At 69.0% G+C, this 22,383-nt stretch carries 19 protein-coding genes; 17 read left to right on the top strand and 2 right to left on the bottom strand.

What is annotated here, in order from left to right; all coding sequences use genetic code 11:
- Window positions 1–390 precede the first annotated feature (390 nt).
- From asnB to OG747_RS21735, 3 genes are read left to right on the top strand one after another with little or no spacing between them, the layout of a single operon-like run.
- Complete coding sequence (gene asnB, locus OG747_RS21745; RefSeq protein WP_405881008.1) at window positions 391–2,556, top strand: asparagine synthase (glutamine-hydrolyzing); 2,166 nt, start codon at window positions 391–393, stop codon at window positions 2,554–2,556.
- A 41-nt stretch (window positions 2,557–2,597) separates the two neighbouring features.
- Window positions 2,598–3,695 carry a diiron oxygenase gene (locus OG747_RS21740; RefSeq protein WP_405881007.1) on the top strand — a complete coding sequence of 366 codons (1,098 nt, stop codon included), beginning with the start codon at window positions 2,598–2,600 and terminating at the stop codon, window positions 3,693–3,695.
- A gap of 12 nt (window positions 3,696–3,707) precedes the next feature.
- Window positions 3,708–5,033 carry an MFS transporter gene (locus OG747_RS21735; protein ID WP_405881006.1) on the top strand — a complete coding sequence of 442 codons (1,326 nt, stop codon included), beginning with the start codon at window positions 3,708–3,710 and terminating at the stop codon, window positions 5,031–5,033.
- Here OG747_RS21735 and OG747_RS21730 read toward each other — a convergent pair.
- A complete protein-coding gene (locus OG747_RS21730; RefSeq protein WP_405881005.1) occupies window positions 5,015–5,542 on the bottom strand; it encodes a GNAT family N-acetyltransferase in 528 nt (175 codons plus the stop codon). The two genes, OG747_RS21735 and OG747_RS21730, sit on opposite strands and share 19 nt — an antisense overlap.
- A gap of 189 nt (window positions 5,543–5,731) precedes the next feature.
- Here OG747_RS21730 and OG747_RS21725 point away from each other — a divergent pair, with 189 nt between their 5' ends.
- A complete protein-coding gene (locus OG747_RS21725; RefSeq protein WP_405881004.1) occupies window positions 5,732–6,364 on the top strand; it encodes an O-methyltransferase in 633 nt (210 codons plus the stop codon).
- 63 nt (window positions 6,365–6,427) lie between these two features.
- Here the strand turns inward: OG747_RS21725 and OG747_RS21720 are convergent, their stop codons facing one another.
- The gene (locus OG747_RS21720) at window positions 6,428–8,218 is read right to left on the bottom strand and encodes an FAD-dependent oxidoreductase (RefSeq protein ID WP_405881003.1); all 1,791 of its coding nucleotides are present in this window, start codon (window positions 8,216–8,218) and stop codon (window positions 6,428–6,430) included.
- A gap of 721 nt (window positions 8,219–8,939) precedes the next feature.
- Between OG747_RS21720 and OG747_RS21715 the strand changes: the two genes are divergently transcribed.
- The 13 genes from OG747_RS21715 (at window position 8,940) to OG747_RS21655 (ending at window position 22,381) form a co-directional block, all read left to right on the top strand.
- Entirely contained in the window at window positions 8,940–10,412 is a 1,473-nt protein-coding gene (locus OG747_RS21715; protein ID WP_405881002.1) for an FAD-binding oxidoreductase, read from the top strand.
- Window positions 10,396–11,388, top strand: coding sequence for an aspartate carbamoyltransferase (locus tag OG747_RS21710; RefSeq protein WP_405881001.1), 993 nt, complete (start codon window positions 10,396–10,398; stop codon window positions 11,386–11,388). The genes OG747_RS21715 and OG747_RS21710 overlap by 17 nt, the downstream gene beginning before the upstream one ends.
- 53 nt (window positions 11,389–11,441) lie before the next feature.
- Window positions 11,442–12,668 carry an acyl-CoA dehydrogenase family protein gene (locus OG747_RS21705; RefSeq protein ID WP_405881000.1) on the top strand — a complete coding sequence of 409 codons (1,227 nt, stop codon included), beginning with the start codon at window positions 11,442–11,444 and terminating at the stop codon, window positions 12,666–12,668.
- Window positions 12,669–12,706: 38 nt separating this feature from the next.
- On the top strand, window positions 12,707–13,753 hold the full coding sequence (locus tag OG747_RS21700; RefSeq protein WP_405880999.1) for a phosphotransferase: 1,047 nt from the start codon (window positions 12,707–12,709) through the stop codon (window positions 13,751–13,753).
- On the top strand, window positions 13,740–14,558 hold the full coding sequence (locus OG747_RS21695; RefSeq protein ID WP_405880998.1) for a hypothetical protein: 819 nt from the start codon (window positions 13,740–13,742) through the stop codon (window positions 14,556–14,558). The genes OG747_RS21700 and OG747_RS21695 overlap by 14 nt, the downstream gene beginning before the upstream one ends.
- Before the next feature lie 124 nt (window positions 14,559–14,682).
- Window positions 14,683–14,961 carry a hypothetical protein gene (locus tag OG747_RS21690; RefSeq protein ID WP_405880997.1) on the top strand — a complete coding sequence of 93 codons (279 nt, stop codon included), beginning with the start codon at window positions 14,683–14,685 and terminating at the stop codon, window positions 14,959–14,961.
- Window positions 14,962–14,994: 33 nt separating this feature from the next.
- Window positions 14,995–16,638: a carbamoyltransferase N-terminal domain-containing protein gene (locus OG747_RS21685; protein ID WP_405880996.1), complete on the top strand. Its 1,644-nt coding sequence runs from the start codon at window positions 14,995–14,997 to the stop codon at window positions 16,636–16,638.
- Window positions 16,639–16,660: 22 nt separating this feature from the next.
- The gene (locus tag OG747_RS21680) at window positions 16,661–17,722 is read left to right on the top strand and encodes a pyruvate kinase (protein WP_405880995.1); all 1,062 of its coding nucleotides are present in this window, start codon (window positions 16,661–16,663) and stop codon (window positions 17,720–17,722) included.
- A gap of 108 nt (window positions 17,723–17,830) precedes the next feature.
- The gene (locus tag OG747_RS21675) at window positions 17,831–18,907 is read left to right on the top strand and encodes a pyruvate kinase (RefSeq protein ID WP_405880994.1); all 1,077 of its coding nucleotides are present in this window, start codon (window positions 17,831–17,833) and stop codon (window positions 18,905–18,907) included.
- Between the two features lie 2 nt (window positions 18,908–18,909).
- The gene (locus tag OG747_RS21670; RefSeq protein WP_405880993.1) at window positions 18,910–19,473 is read left to right on the top strand and encodes an NUDIX hydrolase; all 564 of its coding nucleotides are present in this window, start codon (window positions 18,910–18,912) and stop codon (window positions 19,471–19,473) included.
- A gap of 81 nt (window positions 19,474–19,554) precedes the next feature.
- Window positions 19,555–20,310 carry a hypothetical protein gene (locus OG747_RS21665; protein WP_405880992.1) on the top strand — a complete coding sequence of 252 codons (756 nt, stop codon included), beginning with the start codon at window positions 19,555–19,557 and terminating at the stop codon, window positions 20,308–20,310.
- Complete coding sequence (locus OG747_RS21660) at window positions 20,307–21,653, top strand: flavin-containing monooxygenase (protein ID WP_405880991.1); 1,347 nt, start codon at window positions 20,307–20,309, stop codon at window positions 21,651–21,653. Before OG747_RS21665 ends, OG747_RS21660 begins: the two co-directional genes overlap by 4 nt.
- Window positions 21,654–21,721: 68 nt before the next feature.
- On the top strand, window positions 21,722–22,381 hold the full coding sequence (locus OG747_RS21655; RefSeq protein ID WP_405880990.1) for a hypothetical protein: 660 nt from the start codon (window positions 21,722–21,724) through the stop codon (window positions 22,379–22,381).
- Window positions 22,382–22,383 lie beyond the last annotated feature (2 nt).

Here is a 22,383-nt window from a genome sequence, read left to right as displayed (position 1 = left end):
TGCGCGTGTCCACGTATCCGCGTATCCACGTATCCACGTATCCACGTAATGCAGACCTGTCGTCCGTAAGCGGCCGGGCCTTGCGTTCCCGTTGAAACGGAAGCGCGAAGGAGATAACCGGGGGGCGCAGTCGGCGAAGCCCGATCGATAACGGATCGAAAGGACGCGTGACTAATTTTCTCAACACATCCGGTGCTCATCGGATGCCCAGCCAAGCGGAGGTGTTCCAAATGAAGAAGTACATCAAGCCGTCTGCGAAGAGCGTCAAGCAGGGTTCCGTCATCGTGAGCATGACCTGATCGACCCCTGGGTGGGCGATCCCTTCGAGGGATCGCCCACCCACGTCATTGTCGTCGCTTCGCAAACGCACCAATAGGTTGAGGAAATTCTATGTGTGGCATTGCGTGCATAGCCCGGCTCGACGGCCGGGAGCTGGGGCCGGAGACGGACTCCGTGCTCCATGAGATGGCGGACATCCTGGACCACCGAGGTCCCGACGACCGGGAGCTGCTGCGCGATGGCCCCGTCGGGATGGCATTCACCCGGCTTTCTCTCGTCGACCCGGCGGGCGGCGGCCAGCCGCTGGTCAGCGACGACGGTTCTCTGGTGCTCATCGCGAACGGCGAGGTGTACAACCACAGGGAACTGGCCGCCGGCCTGCCGGGCGGAGTCCGTCTCCGCACGGGATCGGACTGCGAGGTGCTGCTCCACCTCTACCGGCAGCACGGACTGGATTTTCTCCGTGATGTGCGCGGAATGTTCGGTGTCATTCTGTGGGACCGGGCACGTGGGCAGTTGATCCTCGCCCGGGACCGATTCGGTATCAAACCTCTCTATTACCAGCGCGACGACCAGCGAATCGTGCTGTCGTCGGAGATCAAGGGCCTGTTCGTCGACCCGGCCACTCCCCGGAGCTTTGATTGGGCGCGCTCTTTGTCGGTGGCGATGCTGCCGGCTTCGCCGCGATTCGCGGAGTCCGACCTGTGCACGTGGTTCGAGGGCGTCGAGAACGTCCCGGCCGCCACGGTCGTGCGTATCGACCTGCGCGACGGCCGGACCACCGAGCACCGTTACTGGGAGATCCCCACCGAGCAGGACGAGTACGCCGATGCGGAGTCGCTGATCGGCCGCTACGGGGAACTGCTGGAGGCCTCGGTGGCGGAATGCGCCACCGCTGACACGGAACTCGGACTGTTCCTGTCGGGTGGGATCGACTCCAGCGCGGTGCTGGCGCTCGCGGCTCCGCGGCTCGACATCCTCCACACTTTCACCGCCTTGACCGGCGGTACCCACGACAACGGTGACGCCGAGAACGCCGAGTGGATCGCGCGCGAGTTCGGGGTGCCGAACCATCAGGTGGTGTTCCCGCGCGACCACACGCCGTCGCCGGAGGAATGGGTGCGGCTCCTGTGGCTCACCGAGACGCCGTTGTGCGGTCCCGAGGCCTACTACAAGAGCGAGCTCCACCGGTTCGCTCGACAGGAGCGGCCGGAACTGCGCGGAATGCTCCTGGGCGCGGCCAGTGACGAGTTCAACGGCGGGTACTCGCGCGACCTCCTCGGCGACAGCAACTGGGAGTCCTTCCTGGGCGGCCTGGCCTACATGGACCGCGAGACGAGGCTGGAGCGCGATCCCGGACTGGCCCGGTGGTGGGCCGGCGGCGAGTCGCTGATCGCGCTGTCCGCCCTGGACCCGGGGAGCGAGGGCCGGGTCGACGACGTGTACCGGGCGTACGTCGAGTCCGAGTACCGCAAGGTGCAGCAGTACAACGTGTGGCACGAGGACCGGACGGCTGCCGGGAGCGGGGTCGAGGCCCGGGTCCCCTTCCTCGACCACCGGTTGGTCGAGCTCGCCGCGACCGTTCCGGACCGACTCCGGTCACGTCTGCTGTGGGACAAGCGCATCCTGCGCGACGCCATGACCTCGCGCATGCCCGAGAGGATCGTCCGGCGACCCAAGGGACCCTTCTTCTACGGCACCGGTACGCGTCACGCGTACCGCATGCTCGCCCGACTGCTGCGTGCGGACGACCACCATCTCGTGGAACGCGCGCTCTCGGCCCCGGGGGCGGACGTCTTCATCGACGCGGATGTCCTGCGGCGGCGGCTCGACGCCCTGGGTGACGGCGACACGGACTCCCCGGAGGTCGAGGTCGTTCTACGGGTCGTCAACATGGGGCTGCTGGCCGAGATGGCGGCGAAACCGCCCCGGCTGGAGGACCTCTCGGCGGGCACGGTCCTCTCGTCGCTGGGCGGCCCGGTGGCGGACTCCGCGGAATCGTTCGCTCACCGCCGCGACTTCGACGCGGACGGTGTCCTGCGGCTTTCGGACGACGCGATGCTGCTCACCGACGACGCGGGAGCGTGGTTCCTGCTCCGGGAAGGTCAGATCGAGTACGTCTTCGAGGAGGACTCGCCGATCCTGCGGCTCCTGCGCCAACTGGAGAGCTCGGCGTCACTCGGCGGCGCGCTGGAGGCCACCGGCGTGGAACTGGACGACGTCCGGTCCGAGGTGGACGAGCTCTTCGGTCAGCGACTGCTCGGCTGGGCGTCGTGAGCGGGGCGCGCCGCGCGGTGCCTGAGGCGGGGGGCGCGAACGTGTCCGAGCTGCGGGGTGTGCCGGGTGGCACGTATCAGCGATTGGCGCGCGAACAACTGGTGTCGGGCAGTGCGGCGGCCAGACCGGTGCTGAGCACCTACGCCAGCCGCTTCGGCCGATGGGACGACCTGGCCAGCGTGCGCCGCAAGCCCCGGCGTCATCTGGTGGACCCGGCCGATCTCTACTTCCCGCCCGAGCTGTATCCCGTGGTGTCCCATCCCCTCGTGGTCGCGCGGGGGCCGGCTGTCGTACGGACTCTGTTGCTGCACCGTCTGTACGACTACCTCGACTTCACCACCGAACTGGAGAATCTCGCGGTCATCCCGGTGGCGGCGAAGATCGCCCGGGGCACCTCCGGTCTCCTCCTGCCGCGGCAGATGCGGGCCGACGCCTTCAAGATCGTCACTGATGAGGCGTGGCACGCACAGTTCTCCTACGACTTCATCCAGGAGCTCGAACATGTCACGGGGGTGCCGCGAGGAGGCGGCGGCATTCCGGTGTTCGCGCAGCGCCTGGACGGGGTAGTCGCCCTGCTTCCCCGGGAGGTCGCGGGTCTGGAGGCTCTGGTCTTCGCGATCGTGAGCGAGACGTTGATCTCCGGCATTCTGTCGGAGCTCCCGCGGGACGAGAGGCTGCCCCGTCCGGTCCGCGACCTGGTACGGGACCATGCCGAGGACGAGGGACGGCACCACGTCTACTTCCGTTCGGTCCTCAGGCATCTGTGGCCGGCGCTGACGCTCCGCGAGCGGCGTGCCGTCGGCCCGCATGTGCCGGCGATCATCCAGGCGTTCCTCACCCCCGACCAGGCGCAGGTGGCGACCCGGCTCGCGGCTGTCGGACTTTCGGACGAGGAGATCGTCCAGGTCGTCACGGAGTGCTGGCCGGAGCACGAACTGACGCGCGCGACAGCGGAGTCGGCGGCTCCCGCCGTCAGGTACTTCATCGAGGTGGGGGCCCTCGACGACAGCCGCACGCGGTGCGCCTTCATGGAGGCGGGGCTGCTCGCGGACGACGCGGGCTCCGACACCGGCGGGTCCGGGCGCCTCTTGGAAGTGGTGTCGAGGACGCCACGGGACTCGAACACACCTAGGAGTTAGGAGTACGACGTCATGACCGATGTCATCGCCAAGAGGTCGACTGCGATCGCCAGGAGGGCGGCGGGGCCGACCACGTCCTCCTCGGCCTCATTGTTCTGGCGTTTCTGGACGGCGACGACCGTGAGCGGGGTCGGCTCGGCCGTCACCCTGGTCGCTCTGCCGCTGGTGGCCGTGACCGTACTTGACGCGTCGGTCGTCCAGGTCAGTCTTCTCGCCGCCGCCGGACAGGTCGGGTGGCTGATCCTCGGTCTCCCCGCGGGCGTCATTGTCCAGCGGTACCCCCTACGCGGGCTCCAGGTCATCACCGACCTCATACGTCTTGTCGCCCTCGCCTCCGTCCCCGTCGCGTGGTGGCTGGGACACCTGACCTACGCGCATCTTGTCGTGGCTGCCTTGGTCGTCGGTCTCGCGACGGTGGTGTTCGACGTCGGCAACGCCACCTTCCTGCCGGCCATCATCGACAAGAAGGACCTGACCGCCCGCAACGGCCTGATGTCGGGAACCCTCGCCGTGACCCAGACGGGAGGCCCCTCGCTCGGGGGCCTGCTGGTCCAGGTGTCCGGCCCGGTGGGGGCCCTGTGCGTCGACGCCGTGAGCTACCTCGTCTCGGCTCTGACCCTGCGCTCCCTGCCCGAGTTGCCGCGGACCACGGGTGCCTCGTCCGCCCGGACGGGATTCACCCAACAGATCCGCGAGGGGTGGCAGTTCGTGGTCAGGCACCCGGTGATGATGCCGTGCATGTGGTGGGCGACCGCCACGAATTTCGCATGCGGCGCGCTGGTGGCACTGACGCCCACCTACCTGGTGCGCGAGGCGCACCTCTCGCCCTTCATGGTGGGGCTTTTGATGGCGGCCGACGGGATCGGCGCGCTGGTCGGCTCGTTCGCCGCGGCCCGGCTCGCCGCCCGGTTCGGTACCGCGCGCATCATGATCCTGGCCTCGCTGACCGGTGCCGTGTCGGCCCTGGCCATGCCGCTGACAGTGGGGCTCGGCAGTGCCCCCTTCTTCGCGGTCGGCAATGCCGGCTTCGGTGCCGGTGTCGTGATCGGCAGCATCGTGACCCGTACGCACCGCCAGACGCAGTCACCGCCGGAACTGCTGTCGCGGGTGATGGCGACCGTCCGCTTCGTCTCGTGGGGGGCGGCGCCCGTGGGTGCGGCGGCCAGCGGCCTGGTGGCGGCGACCGCGGGACTGCGTCCTGCGCTCTGGCTCCTGTGCGCGTGCACCTTCGTCGGGCCGACCATTCTCCTGTTGAGCCGGGTCCGCGGTCGACGGGATCTGTCGGAGGAGGCAGCCGAGCCGCAGGGTGAGCCGCAGGGTCAGAGCGTTATCCAGTAACGCCGTTTCACACCGATGGGGGTGGTGCGGACGTCTTCCAGGATGCCGCCGTTCGCCTCGATCGTGCGGGCGGAGGGCGTGTTGTCGTCATCGCAGGTCAACAGGACCCGGTCGAGGCCCAGGCGGCGCGCCTCGGGCAGGACGGAGCCGAGGGCCCAGGTGGCGTGTCCTCGTCGGCGTGCCGAAGGGCGGACGCTGTAGCCGATGTTGCCTCCGCCCTCCAGGAGGAAGGCGTTCAGGTAGTGCCGTACGTCGATCGCCCCCAGATAGGTGTCGTCCTCGACGATCCACCGGTGCGTCGCGTGCACGCTGCCCTCCGGCATGGGCAGCGACCGGTCGGACTGCGCCCGTAGGCGCCTCACCCACTCCTCGAAACCCGAGACGCTGTCGAGATCCGTCCCCGCCAGTCGCAGTCCGCTTCCGTCCTGATGAGCGTCGGGGCCCCACTCCTTTCGTGCCTCCATCCAGGAGGCCCGAAAACGGGCGGTGGGCTCTATAAGTCTGGGCATGCCGAGGAGATTAACACCTATTTCATTCTACAAACAGTCCACTCCGGCCGGGCTCTTGATCTGGCCCGACAGAATATGAAATGAAAGTGTTGGCGTGATGCCCGATCGCGGGCAACGGAGGCTGATCAACACTCCCAGAGCGTTTCATTTCGAGAGAGGCCCACACCCATGAGGCAAAGCACTCTTCTGATGTCGGCAGAGCTTCACGCATACATGATGGCGCACAGCGTCGGACCCGACGCCATCCAGGAGCGCCTGGCCGAGCAGACCAAGCAGTTCGCGGACGTCGCCCATTGGCAGACCGCTCCGGAGCAGAGCCCGTTCCTGACGTTGCTGGTCCAGACGCTGGGCGTCAAGAACGCGGTTGAGGTCGGTACGTTCACCGGCATGTCGGCGCTCGCGATAGCCCGTGGCCTGGAGCCGGGTGGCAGGCTGCTCTGCTGCGACGTCGACGACACCTGGACCCCGCTCGCCCGGGAGGCGTGGCAGGCCGCCGGCGTCGAGGACCGAATCGAATTGCACATAGCGCCGGCGATAGAGACCCTGCGCTCCCTGCCGAATACCGCGGAGGTGGATTTCTCTTTCGTGGACGCGGAGAAGACCGGGTACTGGGACTACTTCAACGAGCTCGTCGTCCGTACCCGGCCCGGCGGTCTCCTGGTATTCGACAATGTCTTCCGCAAGGGGCGGGTACTCAATCCGTCCAGTGAGGTCGACGATGCCATCGTCGCCTTCAACGAGCGGCTCGCCAAGGACGACCGGGTCGACGTCGTCATCCTTCCGATCGCCGACGGGATGACCATCGCGCGCCGCAAGCCGTGACGCCCTGCCCCCGGCCCGGCGCAGCCGGCCGCCGGGCCGGGGGCAACGTGTCCGGAGGCGACGTCATCGATGGAGAACCGTCGTCAGCGCCTCGCGCAGTGCGGCGATCGCCTGTGCGGGATCGTCCACCGGTGCCGAATGGCGCCAGGCGACGACGCAGTCCGGGCGGACCAGCAGACAACCGCGCTCGTCAAGGCCGTCCGTCACCCGTTGCCAGGAACCGTAGACGTCGCGGGCGCCGTCCTCGTCGATGCGGACCACTCTCAACGCGATGCCGAACTCCGCCGCGCACACCTGTGCGGCCTCGGCCCAAGCCTGTCCGGCGAATCCCGTCACCATGGTGAAGCCTCCGCCTCCGACCAGGTCCAGGGTGGAGACGCGATGCCCCGCGGTGTCGATGAGCCACGCGTGGGGCAGTTTGGCCCCAGGTCGTGTGGACGGCTGTGCGTACAGGTCGCGGTCGCGGCACCATTCCTCGTCGGGACTCGCGTCGGGGCTTGCGTCGGGGCTTGCGTCGGGCACTACGGCCGAGGAGACGTAGCGCTGATTCATCTCCACACCATGGGCGCTGAATTCGTAGTGCTTGAGCTGCATGGCGTCGGCCAGTTCCCGTCTGCGGCGAGCCCCCTCAGCGGTCGGCAGACGTCCGCGGCGTACTCCGGCCGCGGCGTCGCCGGACGCCAGGCCGTCGCCGAGTCCCAACGCCTCGAAGAGCGGGACGAATTCGCCCGTGCTCCGATTGGCCCGGGTGACGACCTGCTCGCCCACCGGGGCGCGTTCGGCACCGTAGGTCTCCAGGAGCGCCGGACCGGCCTGGCCGCGCAGGACGAGTGCCAGTTTCCACGCCAGGTTGTAGGAGTCCTGGATCGAGGTGTTCGATCCGAGGCCGTTGGACGGCGGGTGCCGATGGACCGCGTCGCCGGCGCAGAAGACGCGTCCGACGGAATAGGACGTCGCGTACATGTCGTTGACGGTCCAGAGCGAGGTCGATTCGATCCGGACGTCGATGTCCCGGTCACCGAGGAGACCGGTCACGATGTGCCTGGCCTCCGCGTGGTCGAGCACCGGCGCGGGGCCGTTGATGTCGTACCCCCACACCGCCATCCACTTGTTCCATGGCCTGACCATGCGCAGGGCGCCCATGCCGATGCCGCCGATCCCCTCGCCGGGGCGAACCACCCAGTACAGGACGCCGGGGCGATGCTGGACGTAGCGGGTGAGGTCGGCCTCGAAGGCGATGTTCATGCTGCCCCCCTTGCCCTCCTCGCCGACGAAGGGGAGGCCGATCTGTTCCGCGACCCGGCTCCGTCCGCCGTCCGCGCCGATCAGATAGCGGGCGCGCAGGGTGAACTCGTCCCCGCGCAGCCGGTCGCGCAGCAGCGCGGTGACGCCATCGGAATCCTGCTCCAGGCTGAGGAACTCGGTGTCGAAGCGGACCTTCGCGCCACGCCGGGCGGCGTTGCCGATCAGCACGGGCTCCAGATACGGCTGCGGCAGATCGAGCATCGGGCAGGGGCTCGCGGCCGCGTACTCCGTCAGGCGCTCGTCCTCCGTGCCCCAGGTGCGAATGCGGGCGATCTCCTCACCGGCGAGGCTGGTGCAGAAGACGCTCTCACCCATCAACTGCTGTGGGGTGCCCACCGACAAGGCCTCGTCCTCGACGCCGAGGTCCCGCAGCACCTCCATGGTTCTCTGGTTGGTGATGTGGGCGCGGGGGCTGTCGGCGACCCAGCCGTACTTGCTGACGACCATGGTGCGTACGCCGTAGGTGGCCAGCGCCAGCGCGGCGGCGCCGCCGGCCGGGCCACCGCCCACGATCAGGACGTCCGTGTCGAACCGGCCATCACTTCGCATGCGCTACTCCCGTGAGAACGTGTTGATGCGATGCGTATCCGGAAATAGCGTCGGCGTCATTCCCTGCATACGCTTTTCCCGCGCGAACGATGCTGGAAATATGTGCGCCCGTGGCGCGGCCCAAGCGACAGTGCTGTTCAAGGGGCGGTCGACCGCGACAGCGGGAGCCAAGCGGTTTTTTGTGAAACACAAAAGGGCCGAGAATTTCCGACAGGAGGTTCCTCGGACCGATTACGGGTCGGAGTGAAGCACAGCACCGCCGTTGGACCAAGCCCTTGAACGCGGGCCGGGCAGCCCGACCTGGTCCTCAGAGGACAACCTGCCCGAGCAGGGCTGCGCCGGTGTCCCGTCGACAGGACATTTTCGGGGATCGATCCGCAAGTGCGCCCTGAACGCCGCGGCGCCGACGCGGAACCCGTCTCGATTCCTCGTCCCTGTTCCACATTCCCCTACAGGCCGGTAAGTTCAAGAGTGGTCGGGACCTCACCTCACAAAGAAACACAGAAGGACGTTCCCATGCCGTCTTCCATACCTTGCGACAACGCGGCCGGCTCCTCCGACGGTTCAGCTGTGGAGCGATCGGTACTTGAGTGGCTGCGCACGGAACTCGAAGATCCGGAGATCATAGGCGCCAGTGATTTGCTACAGCTAATGCTGAGCGATGGACGTTGAGATCATGGGCGTCCACTCCTTGTTCATTTCGTCCGGATTTTCGCCCGGATTGGACGAAGAGGTTCTGGCGAGATGCCTGCTGGCGGCCGGGCCGGACCGGTGCCGCGTGGTCACCCCGCGGCACCAGGACGGGATGGCGGGCAGCGGCGCCTTTCGCGACCGTGGTGCCCATATCGTCCTGTCACCCACCTCCGTCGACGAAGTCCGTTCGCTGCTCCGGAGCCTCGCCGCGGACGACCGCGGGCACGGCGCCGTCCAGGTGCAGCCCTGCAGCACAGGGCTCAACTGGGGCTTCGGCGTGGACCAGCCGGCCGACGACGGTGCCGTCCTGATGGAACTGCGGGGCCTCGAAACCATCCGTGAACTGGACTTGGAGAACGGCATCGCGGTCGTCGAACCCGGCGTCAGCCAGGGTGCGCTGGCCGAGAAACTCGAAGGCAGCCCCTACCTGCTCAACGTCACCGCCTCGTCGGCCCACACCAGTGTCGTCGGCAACGCGCTGGACCGCGGTGTCGGACTGCACCGGCAGCGCACCGAAGACGTCCTGGGGCTTGAAGTGGTCCTGGCCGACGGCACGTTACTCCACGTCGGCCGCTGGCCCGGACCGCGGGTCGCGCCGGCCCCCTACGCCTACCAGGTCGGTCCCGGCCTGGCGGAACTGTTCGTCCAGTCGGGTATGGGCGTGGTCACCGCGGCGGCCGTACGCCTGCTCCCTCGCCCCGAGACCTTCCGCGTGGTGCGGCTGGCCTTCGCCGCCACCGACCTCTCCGAGGCGATCCGCTTCCTCTCCCGAGTGCGGGCGGACCGGCTGTCATCCGGAGTGATCAAGGTCTTCAACTCGGGGGCTGCCGCCGCCTACGGCGGAACGTCCGACGCCGGCTACTTGGCCTATGTGCACGTCGGCGGCGCCGCGCGGATGGTCGACTGCGCGGTCGAATTGGTCACCGAACAAGCCGACCGGGCCGGGGTGTTCGGAACGCACCGCGTCTACGGGCCGGACGACCACGGGGCAACGGTCGCGGAGCACGCCACCCTCCGTGCCTACGCCGGTGATCCGACGGCCAACGACTCCATGGTGGAGGACATCTTCCAGGTTCCGGTCCGGGAGACCGAGATCCGGGGCACGGGAGGCTGGCTGTTCTTCACCCCTGTTCTCCCTCTGAACTCCGCGGCGGTGAGCAGGGCGGCCGAGCTGCTGGCCTCGGCGGTCGCGCGACTGGGCACCGGGATGGTCGTCGGCCACACCTTCAACGTGATGCCCGGCGCGTGGGTCGACATGGTCGTGTCCATCCGATTCCCACGGGACGCCGTCACCTCACGACGTGCCCAGGCACTTCTCGACGCACTGCACGACCGATTCGCGGAAGCCGGGTTCCTGCCGTACCGCCTCGACATCGACCACGCGGACGCCGCTCCCGGGCTGCGCGACGAACCCGAGGTGGAGAACCTGCTCGCCCGGCTCAAAGACCTTCTCGACCCACACCACTTGATATCCCGGGGACGCTATGCAGCCCGCCGATGACTTTCCCCGTCACCTCGTCGCCACCGCCGACCTGAGCACCGCGCACGTCGAGCAGCTGCTCGCCCAGGCCGCACGGCTGCGCGAGATGCCCGCGAAGCACGCGGGGACCCTCTTGGACGGCGCGATCGTCGCCACCCTGTTCTTCCAGCCCAGCACACGTACCCGGCTCGGTTTCGAGGCGGCCGCGCTCCGCCTGGGCGCACGCGTGATGGGCTTCGCCGACCCGAACACCTCGCGTTCCGTCGACTACATAGGCGAGAGCCTGGAGGACACCGCCAGGGTCGTCTCCGAGCTCAGCGACGCCCTCGTGCTGCGTCACTACGTCACCGGAGCCGCCCGCAGGGCCGCGCACGCCGCCGTCTGCCCCGTCATCAACGGCGGTGACGGGTCCAACGAGCATCCCACGCAGGCGCTCAGCGACGTCTGGACGATGACGCGCCACCTGGGCGGTCTGGGAGGAGCCGTCGTCGCCCTGGTCGGCGACCCCGGTGCCCGTGTGCTGCGCTCGCTGGTGCACCTGCTCGCGCGGCTGGAGGTGAAACGGCTGCTGTTCCTGGTTCCGCCCGCCGCACCCCTGATCATGGCGGGCGTCGACGCGGTCACGCACACCTCGCTGCCGGCCGACCTCACGGCGGTCCTGGAAGAGTCCGGCACGGCGTACGAGTTCCGCTCCGACGTCACCGAGTTGCTCGCCGAGGCGGACGTCGTCGAGATGATGCCGATCGACGTCCCGTCCCTGGAGACCCACCCCTCCGCACTGAGCTCACACGTGTATGTGACCCCGGAGCGTTACCGGATCACCGCTGCCAAGATCCGTGCTGTCGGATCCAGGGCGCTGATCCTGCATCCGGGGCCGCGCAAGGACGAACTGCACCCGGACGTGGAGGGGACGTCGGGCGGCCTGTACTTCGAACAGGTCAAGGACTCCCTGTACCTGCGGATGGCCGTGCTCACGCAGTTGGTGACGCTTCGTTGAAGACGCTGAAGACGCTGAAGACGCTGAAGACTTCGAGGACTTCGAGGACATACATGACTGGACCGGCGTTGCTCCGAGCCGACACCGACACCGACACCGACACCGACACCGATGCCGACACCGCCGTCGACGCGATCGGCTTGGACGAGATCCTCCGCCGCGTGCGTGCTCTGGCGCCGCGGATCACCGCGCGGTCCGAGGAGATCGAGGACGCGCGCCGCCTGCCCCGCGACCTGGTGGAGGCACTCCGCCACTGCGGCGTCTTCCGGGCGACGATGCCCGCCGAGTGGGGCGGACCCCAGCTCACGTCGATGGAGCAGATCGCGCTCATCGAGGAGGTGTCGGCCGCCGACGCCGCCGTCGGATGGTGCGTCATGATCGGTATGGACTCGGGCATTTACGCCGGGCACCTGACTCCCGATGCCGCCGCGGAACTCTACCCCCGGCTCGACCTCGTCACCGCGGGGTGGGTCGCCCCGGCCGGACAGGCCCACGAGACGGCCGGCGGCTACATCGTCGACGGGCATTGGCGATTCGGCAGCGGTTGCACCCACGCGGACGTCATCGCCGGTGGCTGCACCGTCTACCGCGACGGCAAGCCACTCCTGGACGACGCCGGGGAACCGGTCACCAGGATCGTGCTGGCTCCCGCCGCCTCCTTCGCCTTCGAGGACACCTGGCACACCACCGGTCTCGCCGGTACCGGGAGTTGCGACTACACGACCGAGAAGCTCTTCGTCCCTGCCGAACACACCCTTTCGTTCGACGAACCCCGTCGTGACGCCCCGATGTACCGACGCTCGGACACCGTCGTCAGGAAGATGCCGGGTGTCCCGCTCGGTCTGGCCCGTTCCGCCATCGACCATGTCCACGGCATCGTCGACCAGCGATTCGAGGGAGCCGGCGTCCCGTGGCGGTCGTCCCGTCACGTCCAAGCCGTCCTGGCCGAGTGCGAAATGCAGCTCACCGTGGCCCGCTCCGCCGTCCACGCGACCGTCGAAGCCGTGTGGGACCGCCTCGTCGCCGGCGGACAGCCGACGCGGAAGGAGCGCGCCGACGCCGCCCTGGCCCGGTACCACGCCTTCCGCAGCGCCCGCATCATCGCCACCGCGCTCTACGACCTCGTGGGCGGTGACGCCACGCACCGTTCGAGAACGCCCCTGGACCGGGCGGTCCGCGACAGCACCACCGCGTGCCAGCACGTCGTGGGCCAGCGCCGAATCCTCGAATGGAGCGGCCAGCTCCTCCTCGGTGACGAACCCGGAGCTGCGTTCGTCTGACAGCAGCCGACCTCCCGCCTCACGAACGAAGGAAAGCCGTGCCTCAGGACCGCAGACTGGCATCGATCGTCAACGCCGTGAACCCAGGCGTGCCGCCCCTCGTCGAGCCCTTCCCCGAAACCCCCACGGCGTGGGCACAGGCCTATGCCCTGAGCTGGCCGGAGTACCCGGAGCGGTACGTGGTGCGGCTGATCGACGCCGGCGCCTCCGAACGCGAGGCCGTCCGCATCGAGTTCCGGGCCGCCCGGTTGCTCGGCGAGAAGGGCATCGGTCCGGCCGTCCGGAGCGCCGACGCCGAGGAGGGCGTACTGGTGATGGACCGGGTGGACGGTCATCCCGTTCGTCCGGCCGCCCGGTGGCAGGCGTTGTCCGTGGCGGACCTGCTGGCACAGCTGCACTCCCTCGCATGGGACAACCCCGCCAGGCTGTACGCCGAGAAGCGCCGGGTCGCAGGCGACAGCGTTCTGCGGCTCACGGAACGGATTCCCGCGCTCGCCCTCTTCGGTGAGGCACTGCGCGAGTTCGACGCGCTCCGGGCCGGTCTGCGCGAACTCGCCGTCCCGCAGACCCTGTGCCACAACGACCTCAATCCGGGCAACATGCTCTTCGACGGCCGACGCGCCTGGCTGATCGACTTCGATCACGTCGGCCCCGGCGACCCCCTTTTCGACGTCGCCACGGCCATCGACTCGCTCGGCCTTCTGCCCAAGGACGCGGACGCATTCCTGGCGCGCTACTTCGGCCGTCCTCCCACCGAGGGCGAGGCGGCCCGGCTCGAACTGCTGGGATGTCTGGTCCTGCTCCGCTACGGGCTGAGCGGGCTCTCCCTCGTCCCCGAGGAGCTTCAGCCCGGCCTCGCCTCGTGGACCCCCGACGACATCGGTGAGGCGTGGGTGTTCGAGCGGGCCGCGCACGAGGCCCTTGGACGATCCGTCTTCCGCCTCAGCCTGGGCTTCGCCACGGCCGGGCTCGCCCGCCTGCGCGGGGAACCGGCCGCCCGCGCCCTGCGGACGCTCGGCATCGGGACGGCTGTCACGGCGCGGCGCGAGGCGGCACTGGTGGGGACCGGCCATGCGGAGTGGTGACCCGAAAGCGCTGGCTCGGCACATCGTCCCCCTCGTTCGGCAGTCGGACGTCCTGCTCGCGGTCGGTCCCGCCTTCGACGGGCGTGATCCCTCGGCACCGCCCCAGTTGTTGCTCATCGGCCCGGGGCAACCGCCCCAGGGCGTCACGGCCACGGTCGGCGCCATGCGGTGGGGCACGTACAGCGTCGTGGGCAGCGACCCGGTCAGACTGGGGTTCTGGACCAGTCAGGAGCTGTCGGCGATCGCCGAGACCGTCGATCGCCTCGTCCTGGCATCCCAGGTGTCCGCCGTACGGGCGCACTTCCCCCACCTCGACATCAGGACCCGCAAACTGCTGCACGACCTGCGCAGGGGAGAAGTGCTGGCCGGCCACTCGGAAGCCCAGGTCTGGCGGGAGAGGCTGGGGCTCGACCAGCTGCACCTGTACGTCGCGGCGATCCACCTGCAGCGCTTCGCCGTCCGACGCCGTCAGGTCGAGGGCCTGCTCGAGAACGGGGACGTCGAGGACGCCGGGTGGATGCTGAGCGCATGCGGGGTCGAACTCCTCGCCGCCCTGCTCGCCACGATCGGTGAGACGAACCCGAGGCGCCACTGGCATCCGCGGCTGCTCCGGCTGAACGAGGAGACCGTGGGTGCGGAGGACACGGCGCGCATCCTCGGCCTGCTCCGGGGAGGTCCGTGTGGAGCGGGCGGCGCCGACGCGATCCATGCCGCCCTGCGGGACGCGGACCGGATCCGTGCCGGAGTCCTGCGTCGCTGCCCATCCCTGGCGGGCCCGTCCGCCCGCTCCGAGACCGTGGCCTGAGCTGCAGATTCCGCGGGTTCCGCAACCAGCCCAGGGGTGCCGTCCCCCCGCTCTTCACCACCCCGTGTGCCCTCTTCACCGGCAACAACCCGTGTGCCCTGTGCACCGACGACAAGGAGACGCCATGCCCGCCATCGAGTTCATCGGCTACAGCCGGGAAGAGGCCGTCGAGCGGATGGAGCGTTACATCCCGCTCTTCGCCCACCTCGACTGGGCTGACGACTTCATCTTCCAGATCGAGTCGGACAACAAGGTCATCGGCCTCAACCGCATCGAGCAGCCGCTGGTGCGGGTGCGCTCGCGGTTCCCCGAGCGCATCGAGATCACGCGGGACATCCTCCGGGACCACGAGGACGTCGAGAGCTTCGTGATCGACTTCCGACCCCGCCGTGTGCAGGACTGACCAGGAACCGGAAGGACTGGAAGGAGACGACTGATGCTGATCTGTGGCGTCAAGACGACGCATGACGGTGGCGTCGCCCTCATCGAGGACGGCCGCCTTGTCTTCTCCACGGAGATGGAGAAGCTCGGCAACAACGAGCGCTACGCGAAGATCAAGGACTTCGCCACGGTCTTCGAACTGCTGGCCGAACACGGTTACCGGCCCGAGGACATCGACCATTTCGTCCTGGACGGCTGGTACAAGACCCACAAGATCCAGTCGTGGCACGGCCAGGAGTTCGAGGTGGTCCTCGCCCCCTACCGGCGCGGCCTGCTCGACGACGACCTGCTGCGTCCCTTCCCGGGCTCCATCCAGGACCTCCCCTATCTGAGCTTCACCCACTACGCCGGCCACGTCGCGTCCGGCTACTGCGCCAGCCCGTTCTCCCGCGCGGGACAGGGTTCGTACGTCCTCAGCTGGGACGGCTGGATGTTTCCCTTCCTCTACTACGTGGACGGGCAGAGCCGGAAGGTCACCAGCTGCGGACCGCTCATGCCGGTGATCGGCGACTCCTACCTGCAACTCGGGCAGCTCTTCGCGCCGTTCGACGAGCCGATCGAGTACCCGCACATCCTGGGCCTGGCCGGCAAGATCATGGCCTACATCGCGCTGGGGGAGGCCCGGCAGGAAGCCGTCGAGCACATCGACCGGACCATCGACGCGGCTTTTCGCGAGGTGCTGGGCGACCGGCCGGACGACGACCGGTTCTACCAGGTGGGCAACGGGATCGAGATCCTGAAGAGGATCAAGAAGAACGTGGCCCTGCCCGGGGTGGAGCCCGCGGACATGCTCGCCTCGATCCACCACGCCCTGAGCGTGAGGCTGGTCCAGGGCGTCCGGGAGAAGGTCGCGACGGCGGACTTCCCCGACCGGAACCTGGTGGTCGTCGGCGGCTGCGGACTCAACATCAAGTGGAACAGCGCCCTGCGCGACAGCGGGGTCTTCGACAACGTGTGGGTGCCGCCCTTCCCCAACGACTCCGGCAGCTCCATCGGGACCGCCTGTGCCGCGATGCTCAGCCGGACCGAGCGGGCGGCGCTGGACTGGGACGTGTACTCGGGGCCGGCCCTGAGGGACTCCACCCCGCTGCCGGGCTGGCGCGAGGAGAGCTGCGACCTGCGTGACCTGGCCCGGCTGTTGCACGAGGGCGACGAACCGGTGGTCTTCCTCAACGGGCGGGCCGAGATCGGTCCGAGGGCGCTGGGCAACCGCAGCATCCTCGCCCCCGCCGGTTCCCCGAAGATGAAGGACCTGCTCAACGAGGTCAAGGACCGCGAGTTCTACCGGCCGGTCGCCCCGATCTGCCTGGAGGAGTTCGCCCCCGGGATCTTCTCCCCCGGAACCCCGGACCCGTACATGTTGTTCGACCACACCGTTCGCGACTCCTGGAAGGACCGGGTCCCCGCGGTGTGCCACCTCGACGGCACCGCCCGCCTCCAGACGGTCAACCGCGACGAGAACGAGGCCGTCTTCGACCTCCTCACGCACTACCACGACCTGAGCGGGATTCCGCTGCTGTGCAACACCAGCGCGAATCTCAAGGGCTCCGGATTCTTCCCCGACGTCCGTTCGGCCATGGAATGGGGCCGCGTCCGCCTCATCTGGTCCGACGGACGACTCTTCACGCGCGCCCACTGACGGCCCGGCAAGGACGAACACCATGACCAGTCTGATCGCCACCATGGGCCCTGCCCTTCTCTCCCCCAAGACCCTGCACGACGCGGTCGCCCGGGGAGTGTCGGCCCTCCGTTTCTCGGCGTCGAAGTTCTCCTCGGACGAGCTCGCCGCCCAGGCGGAGCGGGCGGCCGAGATCGGGGCGGCGCTGGGCCGGCCCCTCGACCTGCTCCTCGACCTGCCGGGCGCCAAGACCCGACTGACCAACGAGGACTGGTTCCCCCTGGCCGGGGTGGAACGCCTGCGCGTCCTGTTCGGCCCCGCTCCGGCCCGGCGGGACCTGCCCATGCCGGAGATCGGCACGACGGGCAGGGCGATCGCGCCGTACATCGAGCCCGGCGACGTCCTGGTGCTGGGCGACGGGGAGAACGCGCTGCGGGTCGAGTCGTGCACCGCCGACGGTTGCGTGACCCTCCCGCTCACCCACGGGGACGTAGGGCGGCAGAAGGGAATCAGCCCGCACGGCAAGCCTCAGGCGTACCAGGCGCTGGGTGACGCCGAGAGCACCGCCTTGAAGGGACTCAACGACAGCATCTTCTCGGGCGTCATCGTCTCGTTCGTCGAGGGTCCGGACACAGTGGAGGAGGTGCGGTTTCTCATCGGGGAGGCACCGGCCGACGGCCGTCCGGCCCCTGCGGTCATCGCGAAGATCGAGACCCGGGCCGGCGCCGAGCGGGCCGCCGAGGTGGCGCGCTCGGCGGACGGTGTGCTGCTCGGGCGCGGCGACCTCCTTCTCGACGCCGGTGAACTGGACTTCTACGACCTTGGCAAGAAGGTCATGAAGGAAACCCAGAAGGCCGGGCGTCCGATCATCGTCGGCACCCAGCTCATCCCGAGCCTCTCCGACGGCTGGCTCCCCAACCGGTCCGAACTCGCCTACCTCTCGCACCTCGTCGAGAAGGAGGTGGACGGCCTGATGCTGGCGACCGAGACAACGGTGGGCAGCGCGCCGCTGCGCACCGTCGAGTTGGTGACCGCCCTGATCGAGCGGTACGGATCGGGCGCCGTGCCGGCGCCGCTCTTCCCGAGCCGGACCGCCGTCGCCTGACCTGCGGCGGTCCGGCGCCCAGGGGAGAGGGCATGACCTCCAGCCCTCTTCCCACCCCGCGCCTTCACGCCCCAACGCCCCCACGCTCCCAGTACGTAGAGAGGCCTCATGTCCAGAATCGTCGTCACCGTCGGTCCCGCGACACAGGAACCCGCGGTCCTCGAACAGGTCGTCAAGGCAGGGGCGGACTCCTTCCGGTTCCCGGCGTCGAAGGCGTCGGTCGCCTCCCTGGCCGACCTGGCGTCCAGTGTGTCCTCGGTGGCCGCCGGGTTCGGCCGGACACCGGACCTGCTGCTGGACCTGCCGGGCTCCAAGACACGCTTCACCAACGACGATCAGTTCTCCCTGGCGGGGATCTCGCGGGTGCGGGTGCACTTCGGCCCCGTGCCCTCCGACGTCCATCGCGACGTGCCCGTGCTGGGGCTCACCGGTTCGGACATCTCCGGGCAGGTCGATCCCGGTGACATCATCCTGATCGGCGACGGCGAGGACGCCCTCCGGGTGGAGCGGGTCGAATCGGACCACTGCGTCGCGATCCCCCTGAGCGCCGGGTTCCTCGGCAAACGCCGGGGCGTGGCGCTGCCGGGCAAGAGCGTCTCGTCGTCCGGGCTCACCGACAAGGACCGGGCCGCGCTGGAGACGCTCCCGGGATCGATCTTCAGCGCTGTGATCATCTCCTTCGTCGAGTCGGCGGACAGCGTGCGCGAGGCCCGCGACATCATGGCGGCCTCCGCCGCCGGCGAAGACGTCCTGCCGGTGATCGCCAAGGTGGAGACGCGGGCCGGTGCGGCCGCCGTGCGGGAGATCGCCGAATGCGCCGACGCGGTTCTGCTGGGCCGGGGCGACCTGCTGCTCGACTCCGGCCCGCTCGAGTTCTTCGACCTCTGCGAGACCGTTCGCACGGGTACGGCCGAGGTGGGCTGCCCTCTCATCGTCGGCACACAGCTACTGACCAGCCTGTCCGCCGGCTGGATGCCGCACCGGTCCGAACTCGCCTACGTCAGCGGGCTGCTCAGATCCGGCACGGCCGGACTGATGCTCGCCGACGAGACGGCCGCCGGGACGGCCCCGGTGCGCACCGTCGAGCTGCTGCGCGAACTCCGCGAGCGCTACACCGGATCCACCGAGGTCGCGCCCCTGTTCTCCGCCCGTACGGGCGCCGCGCCCGGTAGTGGGGGAGAGTGACCGTGGGACACCACATCCGGCTGCCGCGGGTGGTCCCGGACCTGGCGGCCGCGGCCACGGCCGCGCACCGTGACCCGTATGGCGCCCGCGACCTGCTGACATGTTCCGCGAACGGCGGTCCCGGACCCGACTCCGACGTGATCGTCGCCGGCTGGGTCTTCTCCCACGACTTCCGGCGGACGCTCCTTGTCCGACACCGCCGGTTCGGCTGGCTGAGCCCCGGTGGACGTCTGGAGCGGGGAGAGTCCCCGCTGGACGGCGCCCGCCGCGAAGTGGCGGAGGAAACCGGAATGGACCTGCGCCCGCTGCTGCCCGATCCGGTGGCGCTGCTCGGCAACCGGGAGCACCCCGAACGGGTCCACGAGAGCCCTGAACGGGTCTACGGGCTGGCCTACGCCTTCGGGGCCGACCCCGCGACACCCCTCACCCCGGAAACGGGTCAGCCCGCGGGCTGGTTCACCATCGCGGACATGCCGCCCTGCCCGGTGTTCCCACTCGACCACGAGGTGCTGGCCGAAACGGCCCGCGACCTCGCTCGCGCGCTCCGCGAGCCCTCTCGGCCGTAGGAACCCGCCGAGCGGGGTGCCCGTGAGGGCGAGCCGACGGCACACCGAGATCCACGCTGGAGAAGACTGGAGAAGACAGACATGGACAGACCGCCCGTGCCCGGCATTCTCATAGAGGGCCACGAGTACAGCGGGAAAAGCACGTTGGCGCAACGTGTCGCGGACGGCCTGCGGCTCCGTGGACTGGCGGTGCGCGCTTCGCACGGAACCCTGACGCGGGACCCGCTCGGGCGGTCGCTGCTGGACGAGGCACTGACGGTCTTCGAAGGCACCGAGCACCACGAGTTCCGCCACCCGGAGACCTGGCGCCGTTTCAACAGCCGGCGGTCGGCACAACTCATCCTGGACACCGAACTGTTCGGGGAACTGGGGCCCGGCCCCGGCGAGATCCTCGTGCAGGACCGCTACTGGCTTCCGCAGTACGCCTTCAACCAGTACTTCACTCCCGCCGAGGGCTACCTCAGCGAGGCATGGACCGCCTCCCGCGTGCCGAGGTTCGCCGTGCAGGTCTACCTGACCTGCGACACCGCGACCCGTCGCCGTCGGGCCGCGACGCGCGACGGCGACGGTGCCAAGCACCCGCTCAACGCGTTCCTGCGGCGGCACCTCGACGAAGTCGCCGGGCTGGACCGGTTCACCACCGGTCTCGTCCAGGACAGTCCGCACTGGCTGGTGCTGCGGTCCGACCGGCTCTCGCCGGAGGAAATGACCGACGTGGTCCTCAAGCGGTTCGACACCCGTCCGGCCTCTCGACCCGCGGAACCGGTACCGGCCTCCCGACCGGTGGAGCCGGTACCGGCCTTTGGGGCCCGGGCGGATCGGTGGTCGACGGAGTGAGATCGCCGCTGACCGGGCCGACCGGCCACGACGATCGCAGGGACCGCTGGTGCGTCATCGGAGCGGGCCCTGCCGGCCTGGCCACCGCCAAGAACTTCCGCGACGCCGGTCTGCCCTTCGAGATCGTGGAGCGTCACGACAGCCTGGGCGGGATCTGGCGCTACGGCGAACCGGGCAGCGCCGTGTACCGGTCCACCTGCATGATCTCGTCCAAGCGTCTCAGCGCCTTTCACGGATTCCCGATGCCGGCGGCCTCGCAGGACTTCCTGGGGCACCGTGAGGCGCTCACCTATCTCACCGACTACGCGCACGCCAACGGTCTGCTGGAACACATCCGGTACGGACGCGCGGTGAGCCGGGTCGAGCGGGAGGGCGAGGCGTGGTCGGTGACGTTCGAGGACGGCGGCGCATGTCTCTACCGGGGCGTCGTCGTCGCGTCCGGACACCACTGGGATCCGAAGTCGGCCCAGTTCCCCGGACGCTTCGACGGCCGGGTCCTGCACTCCAGCGAGTACCGGACCCCCGGGGTGCTCCAGGGCAAGCGTGTGCTGATCGTCGGAACCGGCAACTCCGGGACCGACATCGCGGTGGAGTCGTCACGGGTCGCGGCCCGCACCCTGCACTCGGTCCGGCAGGGCTGCCACTACCTGCCCAAGTACTTCCTGGGGCGGCCGATGGACGAGGTCATGGAGTGGTTCGTGCGCGTACGAGCCCCTCGCTTCGTCCACCGGTGGATCCGGCGGACGGCGATCTGGTGCGTCTTTGGTGATCCCACCAGATTCGGGCTGCCGCGGCCGTCCCGGCGCATCATGGACGGGCGGCTCATCCTCAACTCGGAACTGGTGCACCACGTCGCCCACGGGTCCGTCGTGTCGAAGCCCGACGTGGCGGAACTGCGCGGTGACCGGGTTCGCTTCACCGACGGCTCGGAGGAGGAGGTCGACGTCATCGTCCACGCCACGGGCTTCCACGCCTCCCTCCCCTTTCTGTCTCCCGACGACCTCCCCGTGAGGGAGTCCGGTCGGTACCCGGACCTTGCGCTGCACGTCTTCAATCCCGTACACGACGGCCTCTTCGTCGTCGGCATGATCCAGCCCGACAGCGGTGCCTGGTGGCTCTTCGACGACCAGGCCGCGACGGTGGCCGCCTACATCGGTGCCGTCAGGAGTGGCGGGCCCGCCGCCGAGAGAGCCCGCGGCCTCGTGGGCGACCACGCCGCCCGCAGGTACCAACCACCTGGAACGCCCGGCCCCCACGCGTCACTGCGGGTCGAGCACGACCGTTACGCCAGGATTCTGCGACGGCTTCGCCGGGACCTGCTCTCAGCCGCCGAGAAAGCTTGAGGAGCACGATGAAAAGTCCGCACGGTCCGCACAGTCCGTATGGTCCGCACAGGACGATGTTGAGGGGCGTGCTCCTCGAAGGGCTCAACTTCGCCGGCAAGTCGACGACGGCAACCCGGCTCACCGCGCTGCTGCGGGCCCGCGGCACCGAGGTCCACTCGCGCCACTGCTACGTCTGCGACACCGAGGGCACGCAGACCCTGCAGCTGCGGGCGAAGTCGTCCATCGGCGGGAGCACCGGCCGCCCGTTCCCCGACCCGGACCTGCTGCGCCCGTTCAACGCCATGAAGTCCGCCCAGATGCTGATCGACAGCGAGCTCGCCACGGACTCCGTGTACTCGGCGGGGCCGGAGGGCCCCGTCCTCGTACAGGACCGGCATTGGTTCACGCAGTACTGCAACAACGGGTTCTTCAACCCCGGCGAGGGATACCTCAGCGACTCCTGGGTTCTCACCTGTGCGCCGCGGTTCACCGTCCAGGTGTATCTGACCTGTTCCCCGGCCGAACGAGAACGCCGGGCCGGCAGGAGGGACGGCGATGCCCACGGACTGAACGCCTATCTGCGGGCGAACCCGAAAGGCCTCGCGGCGCTCGACACGTTCTGCATCGAGCGGATCGTCGACGACCCGTCCTGGATCGTTCTGGCCACCGACGATCTTTCACAGGACGAGATCGCCGCGCATCTCCTCGGCCTCTTCGACGCGCGGCACAACGCGGTCCGGGGATGACC

This window comes from Streptomyces sp. NBC_01384 (assembly GCF_045040035.1).
Classification (GTDB): Bacteria; Actinomycetota; Actinomycetes; order Streptomycetales; family Streptomycetaceae; genus Streptomyces.
Note: the sequence above shows the minus strand (reverse complement) of the source record. Positions and strands in the feature narration are given on the sequence as shown.